The sequence below is a fragment of the Clostridium sartagoforme AAU1 genome (assembly GCF_000401215.1).
GTDB lineage: Bacteria > Bacillota > Clostridia > Clostridiales > Clostridiaceae > Clostridium > Clostridium sartagoforme.
The window spans coordinates 25,967-33,293 of the sequence record NZ_ASRV01000139.1; the positions used below are offsets into that span (position 1 = coordinate 25,967).

Sequence of the window (7,327 nt, forward strand, 5' to 3'; positions counted from 1 at the left end):
TATAATAATTCTGCTCTATTTTTTAAAAGGAGATATTATGGATACTAAAAGTTATTTACAACTTAAAGAACAAGTTAATCATGGAAACTTAAAATTACCTATGGAAGTTTATCACGTAGAGTTTAGAAATTCAGCTGATTTTTATTCACACTGGCATGATGAAATGGAGTTTATATACATACTTAATGGTTCTGCAGAAATTTGTATAGATTTTAAAGTATTTAATGTAACTACTGGAGATTTTGTTATTATTCCTAATGGAGCAATCCATTATATGATAGGTAAAGAAAATACAAAAATATCTTATATAGCCCTTGTATTTAGTCTTTCATTAATTGAAGGTAATACTTTAGATTATTCTCAAATTAATTTTGTAACACCAATGATCCAAAATAAATTATTTTTTAAAAATGTTGTGACCAAATCAGATATAGGACATTCAAATATAGTTAATGCTTTTAATTTGTTAATTGAAAGCTACAATAATAAAGCTTATGGCTTTCAGTTATCAATTAAAGGAGCTTTATTTTCAATTTTTTCAACTATCTTTAAAGAAAATTATGTTAGCCTAAATGTAGATCAAGATAAAAATAATGACTTAGTTAAAGTTGAAAAATTAAAAGAAGTTATTAAATATATTCAAATCAATTATAAAAATTCTATATCTATTAAAGAATTAGCTGATATAGCACAGTATAGTGAATATCATTTTTTACGATTTTTTAAAGCTCAAACAGGTAAGACTTGTACTCAATATATAAATTATTTTAGAATTCAAAAAGCAACATTACTTTTATTGGATACAGATTTACCTATAACAGAAATTGGCTATGAAGTTGGTTTTGGTGATGTATCTTACTTTATTAAAATCTTTAAAAAATTCTTATCAATATCCCCTACTAAATATAGAAAAACAAATTTATTTTAGTTCACAGTGCACAACTCACAGTTCACAATTTTCAAATCTCAACTAATTAATAACTGTGCCTTGTGAACTGTGCACTGAAAAATGCTTCTAAATTCATATCATATGTTCATTTGAAAACTTAAAGAAGTAAAACAAAAAAGTAGTAGATAGTTAAACTTTGAAAACAGCTTTACTTCCTTTATTTGTTGAGCTTACTTCAAGTTTAGTTTCTATTCTATCTTTTAATTCTTGAACGTGAGAAATTACTCCAACAATTCTTCCATCGTCTTGTAAGTCTATTAAGCATTCAATGGCTGAATCTAAGGACTCTGGATCTAGAGTTCCGAAGCCTTCATCTATAAACATAGTATCTAATTGGATGCCTCCTGAATAACTTTGGACTACATCTGCAAGTCCTAAAGCCATAGATAATGATGCTTTAAAAGATTCGCCTCCAGACAAGGTTTTTACATCTCTAGATTTACCTGTATAATTATCAAATACCTCTAAATCTAACCCTTGACCCTTTCGCTTATCCCCTAACTCTTCTTTTCTTAAAAGTTCAAATCTATTGCAAGTCATTTGTGAAAATCTTATATTAGCGGCTTCAATTATATCTTCAAAATAAGCTGCTAAAACATATCTTTCAAAACTTATTTTTCTTGGGTTATCTCCATTGATTACTTTTGCAAGTTTTCCTACTGTCTTATATCTTTCTTCATCTTGCTGTATTAATTTATTATAATTAATACATTCTCCAATAATCTTTTTATTTTGGCTTATTCTTAAGTAAATTTCCTTTTCAGATTTTTCTAAGTTAATTCTCTCATTATTTTTAACTTCCAAAATCTCTTCTATAGTTCTTATGTCAATCTTATTTAAATTCTTACATTCTTCTAAAGACAAATTATAAATTTTTTCAGCATTTGATAATTCAATATTAAACTTACTTATATCCTTTTCCAAGCTATCTATTTCTATTTCTGTCATCCTACTTAAAGAATAATCATTATAATCTTTAAAGCCTAATTGTAAGACTTTTTCTTTAAATAATTTCAGAGCTTCATCTAATTCCATCTTCGAATTTTTAACCATTAATTCTAATGAATTTTTATTTCCATTTTCTTTATCATAAATAGTTTTAATATTGTTAAATTCCTTCTCTGCCTTTAAATAGTCTTCTTTTAACTTTTCAAGGCTCCTATTTATCTTGCTTTGTTCTTCTTCTAACTCATCAACACTTCTTATTGCTCCTTTAAATTCATTAACTATATTTTGTAAGTTTACTTCTTGAGCTTTCACTTCACCTTCTTTTGATAATAGTTCCTTATTCCTATTTTCTAGCTCAACTCTTAATTCTTCAGTATATTTTTCTATGTCTTGCTTTTGCTTTAATTTAGATGATTCTAATAATACTATTTTTTCTATGTCTTGTTTTCTTTTAATTATTTTATTTAAATTATTGTTATTATTCTTAATTTCAGTACTAACCTTATCTATAGATATTTCAACATTATCTTCAAGATTTTCTTCACTAAATATTTCTATAAATATAGGTTTTATAGCTTCATCTTTAAGTGAATTTATTTCTGATTGGATTTTAGTAAGTTCCCTATAATAAGATTCTCTTTTTTCATACAGCTTATCAACTAATACCTTTGCTTCTTTTACAGCTGCTTCATTTATACTATCAGCTTCAATAACTGCAAGCTTTGGATGATGAATAGATCCACAAACTGGACAGCTTTCCCCTTCCATTAAATCTTTAGCTAATATTCCTGCTTGATTTCTTCTAAAAGTTTCTTCTAATTTCTCATAATTTTTTTTCTTTTCTTTATATTCTTTGTCTGCTTTTTCATAAAATTCTGTTCCCTTTAAATGTCTTTGACTTTCTAATTTATACTTTTCTAATGAGCTTAAAAGTTTATTAAGTTTTTCTTGTTTAGAGGTATTAGTTATTTCTTCTATAGATAGTGTGTTTTTTTCTTCTTTTAATTTATTAATACTTTCTAATTCTTCTAATAATGATTTTATTAAATCATTATTCTTATTTCTATCCACATCAATTTGTTTAATTCTTTCAATAATATGCTGTGATTCTTTTTTTAGTTTATCAAGCTTTTCTTTATTACTTTGATAGTTTAATGATTTTTCTTTTAATTTCTCAATTTCATCAAGTTTTTTTCTTAAATCATTTTTTAATTCTTCTTTTTCATTTTCTATTTTTAAATTTCTTTCTGCATTTTCAAATTGTTTTTTATATTTCTCTAAATCTTCTATACTTTTTTTTAAGGTTTCTTCAACTCTAAGTAATGCTATTTTCTTTTCTCTATATTTATCTTCAAAACTTAAGGCTGTTACAGCTTTTTTACCATTCTCTAATTTTATACTTTTAGTTTTATATTCATCCTTTAATAAAGTTAATTTATCTAAGTCTAATTTATATTTTTCTAAATTATCTATTTTTTTATTTATATCATTGGCTAAAACTAACTCTTTTGAGATATTATTAATTTCTAAATTTATATCTTTTAAATTTTTCTTTATTAAATCTTCTTCAACTTCATCTTTATTTACTGCATCTTCAAACTTTGAAAGTATTAATTCTATATTCAAATCCTTAGCATTTATAATTCTTCTTAGTTCATCATCATCTTCTCTACATAAAAATGATTTTACTCTATTTTCTCTATCTCTTTGTATTTGCTCTATAGACTTTTGAGATTATTAGCTTCTATTTTTATATTTTGTTGTATATCTGAAAAAACCTTAGTTCCAAAGATTTTTCTAAAAATCTCTTCTTTCTTATCACTATCTGAATTTAATAACTTTTTGAATTCACCTTGTGGAATCATAACTAATTGTTTAAATTGTTCACATGTAATTCCTAATATTTCTTCAATTAATTTAGTAACTTCCTTTGGTCCTGTTACTGTTTTGTCTCCAATTTTAATTTCAGCAGAAGGCTTACTTTCTGTAAATCCATCACCTCTTTGCTTAGCTCTAAAGTATTGTGGTGATCTTTTTATATAATAATCCTTATTTCTAAGTGAAAACCACAGTTCTACTTCAGTTGGAGTTGATTTATCGGCAAAGTCACTTCTTAAATTTTTACCATCTCTTTCACTACCACTTGCTTCTCCATATAAAGCAAAATTTATGGCATCAAAAATTGTAGTTTTTCCAGCTCCCGTATTACCTGTAATAACAAACATATTCTTACCATCAAGGTTTGCTTCAAAGTCTAATTCTTGTTTTTCTGCATATGGTCCAAAACCTGTTATTACTAGTTTTCTTATCTTCACCTTACTCTCCTCCCTTTTCTGCTGACTCTATTATTTGCTCAATAATATTCATCTCATCTTCACTACAAACTTCATCCATTATATCTTCATAAAAATTCTTAAATAAAGTTATTTTAGATTTTTCTTTTATATTAGTTGCTACATTCCTACTACTATTTCGTGAAACTCTTTCTTCTCTAGTTAGCTCCATAACATTTGGATATATACTTCTAAGCTTTGCCATTGGGTCTAAAAGCTCACCTTTATCTTTAAGTATCACCTTAATATAATCCTCATAATTTTCAGATGAATTATCAAAACCTTTAATAATTTCCTCTAATGTTCCAGTTTTTATTCTAAAATCTCTTCTAGGTTTTAAATTATAAATTTCTAACTCTATATCTCCCTTTTCATTTATATCTACAATTGTTATACCTTTTTTTTGATTTACTTCTGAAAATGAATATTTCATAAGTGAGCCTGAATATCTTATTTTATCACTTCCAACCTTTTGAGGTCCATGCAAATGTCCAAGTGCTGTATAGTTAAACTTTTCAAAATGCTTTGAATTAATATACTCAGTTCCACCTATGGAAAGAGGCTTTTCTGAATCACTTTCTTCTAAAGTTTCAAAGTTATCTTCTTTCATTTGAGTTACATAACCATGAGCAATTGCAATATTTCTTTCATCTTCATTAAAATCATTTAATATTTCAGAAATTATTCTTTGCATAGCCAAATCATGATTTTTTATATTTTCATCTTCAAATAAGTCTCTAACAACAGGTACATCTGCATATGGTATTGGGTAAAAATTAACTTTCCCATGCTCATCTTCTAAAACTATTTTCTCTATTTTTCTTTTTAAATTCCCAGTTATATATAGCCCACTATCACATAATAATGAACTTGCAAATTCAACTCTTTCATTGCTATCATGATTTCCTGCTAAAGCTATTACCTTAGTATTTAAATCCTTAACTATTTTTCTCATAGTTTTATTTAATAATTCAACAGCATGAACTGGTGGAACTGACCTATCGTATAAATCACCTGCAATTATAACAACATCTGGTTTTTTCTTTTCAATTGCTTCATAAATTTGATTTATTATAAATTCTTGATCTTCTGTCATATAAAATCCATTAACAAGCTTTCCTATATGCCAATCTCCCATATGAAAAATCTTCATAATATCACCTCAAATATTTACATAATATAGGTAATTATATCACATTTATGTTAATTAATATTTTACAAATAACAATTAATAACTTATTGTGAATTTATAATTTTTCATTTATTTTCTTTAAAGACAAAAGATGCCTTTAGATATAGTATTACAGATATGAATATGAAAATTTTATTATGGTATTATTAATTTCTTATGTTATATAATTAAATTATAAGTTATATTATTTACATTATGAGGAGGATTTTTATGCAAGACCCATACAAAATATGTCCTACTTTTGAAACGGAAACTTTTATTATAAGACTCGTTTCGGAAGAAGATTCTGAAGGGCTACTTAAATGTTATTCTGATAATAAGGCACAAAAATTTTTTAACTCTGATAGGTGTACAGGTGATTTCTGTATTTACACAATTGAGGATATGTTACAATGCATAAGAGCTTGGATATATGCATATTCTCAACAAGAATTTATACGCTTTGCAATTATAGATAAATCACTATCTAAAGCTATTGGAACAGTAGAAATGTTTGGTTATGTTGGTAAATATAAAATCAAAACAGGAATACTCCGAGTTGATGTGTCTTCTCAATACGAAAGTGAAAATAACTTAAATGAAATATTTAGTGTTTGTAACGAGAATTTTTTTGATTTGTTTAAGGTTGATATAATTGCAACTAAGGCAATACCTAAAGCTGTTGAAAGACGAAAAACATTATTAAAAATGGACTTCAGTGAAGGCAAGGTATATGAAGGAGAACACTATTATTTGCGTTCAAAATAAGCATAATCTACATTAAACTAAGCGAAATAAAAACTCCAAAGGCTATTTTGGAGTTTTTATTATTGATCCATATTATAATATATTATACATTCTCAAAAAATTTTATCTCTAATAATTTTTATAGGCTTAAACTTGATAATATATACTTCTCTTCTAACTAAATTTCAAGAAACTTTTTCAAATCAGCTGATAACTTTTTTGCATCTTCGTATCCTTGATTATATATTAATTCTAATTTTTCTTTATCTTTTTCAAATCTACTAACTTCTAAAGGACTACTTGGCCTTATAACAAAACATTTTCCTTCTGCTTCTAATTCATCTATTTTATCTAATGTATCATTATATATTTTATATCTATTTTCCATGGCATTAATAAGCCCTTGATGATTCTTATATTTTCTTTTTATTATAGGCATCATCTTGTTTTTGCCTTTTCTATATCCTTTATGCTGAGTTAGTATAACAACATGCTTTTTAATTCCATCATCTATTGCTTTTTGTATTGGTATTGGTGCAGCTATTCCACCATCCATTAGCTTTTTATTATCAAAGTCAATTACTTTAGCAACTAATGGTAATGAAATAGATGCTTTTATTGCATCATATCCATCTTCATTAAAATCTTTAATATGATAAAATTCAGGAAGTCCTGTTCTACAATTTGTTGCTCCAACTATAAACTTAGCTCCGGAATTTTTAAATCCTTCATGATCAAATGGCTCTAATTCATTTGGTATAATATTAAATAGCATCTCCATACCAAAAGCTGATCCAGTTTTAATTAAATTGCTAAAGCTTAAATATCTTCTATCATTTATATAATTTAAATTTACTCTATAATTTCTCTTATGTTGCTTTGAAATATATGAAATACAGTTACATGCTCCTGCTGATACTCCTACGCAATATTTTATATCTATTTTTTCGTCTAATAATAAATCTAATACTCCAGCTGTATAAACGCCTCTCATTCCTCCCCCTTCTAGAATAAGAGAGGTACTTTCCACATTTTCCACTTTAATTCCTCCAATTTCTTTCAAATAACAATTTACACTGCACAATTACCAATTATAATATTATAATATCACTTTTTTAAAATATATTCGAGTAATCATCTTATACAAAAAATTGAATTAATTTTCATTTATATAAAAAT

At 25.9% G+C, this 7,327-nt stretch carries 6 protein-coding genes; 2 read left to right on the forward strand and 4 right to left on the reverse strand.

Going from position 1 to position 7,327, the window contains the following annotated elements:
• The first annotated feature begins 37 nt into the window (after positions 1–37).
• Complete coding sequence (locus tag A500_RS11175; protein ID WP_016207696.1) at positions 38–928, forward strand: AraC family transcriptional regulator; 891 nt, start codon at positions 38–40, stop codon at positions 926–928.
• 150 nt (positions 929–1,078) lie between these two features.
• Here the strand turns inward: A500_RS11175 and A500_RS11180 are convergent, their stop codons facing one another.
• The 3 genes from A500_RS11180 to A500_RS11185 all read right to left on the reverse strand — a co-directional run bounded on the left by A500_RS11180 (position 1,079) and on the right by A500_RS11185 (position 5,383).
• Complete coding sequence (locus A500_RS11180) at positions 1,079–3,523, reverse strand: SbcC/MukB-like Walker B domain-containing protein (protein WP_242835126.1); 2,445 nt, start codon at positions 3,521–3,523, stop codon at positions 1,079–1,081.
• A 92-nt stretch (positions 3,524–3,615) separates the two neighbouring features.
• The gene (locus tag A500_RS21335; protein ID WP_242835127.1) at positions 3,616–4,212 is read right to left on the reverse strand and encodes an AAA family ATPase; all 597 of its coding nucleotides are present in this window, start codon (positions 4,210–4,212) and stop codon (positions 3,616–3,618) included.
• A 1-nt stretch (position 4,213) separates the two neighbouring features.
• Positions 4,214–5,383, reverse strand: coding sequence for an exonuclease SbcCD subunit D (locus A500_RS11185; RefSeq protein WP_016207697.1), 1,170 nt, complete (start codon positions 5,381–5,383; stop codon positions 4,214–4,216).
• A 249-nt stretch (positions 5,384–5,632) separates the two neighbouring features.
• Between A500_RS11185 and A500_RS11190 the strand changes: the two genes are divergently transcribed.
• On the forward strand, positions 5,633–6,169 hold the full coding sequence (locus A500_RS11190; protein ID WP_016207698.1) for a GNAT family N-acetyltransferase: 537 nt from the start codon (positions 5,633–5,635) through the stop codon (positions 6,167–6,169).
• A 157-nt stretch (positions 6,170–6,326) separates the two neighbouring features.
• Here the strand turns inward: A500_RS11190 and A500_RS11195 are convergent, their stop codons facing one another.
• Positions 6,327–7,187, reverse strand: a complete 861-nt coding sequence (locus tag A500_RS11195) for a patatin-like phospholipase family protein (protein WP_016207699.1) — start codon at positions 7,185–7,187, stop codon at positions 6,327–6,329.
• Between the last annotated feature and the right edge of the window lie 140 nt (positions 7,188–7,327).

Coding starts and splice junctions, on each gene's coding strand:
- A500_RS11175 (WP_016207696.1), top strand. CDS start 38: ATGGATACTAAAAGTTATTTACAACTTAAAGAACAAGTTAATCATGGA.
- A500_RS11185 (WP_016207697.1), bottom strand. CDS start 5,383: ATGAAGATTTTTCATATGGGAGATTGGCATATAGGAAAGCTTGTTAAT.
- A500_RS11190 (WP_016207698.1), top strand. CDS start 5,633: ATGCAAGACCCATACAAAATATGTCCTACTTTTGAAACGGAAACTTTT.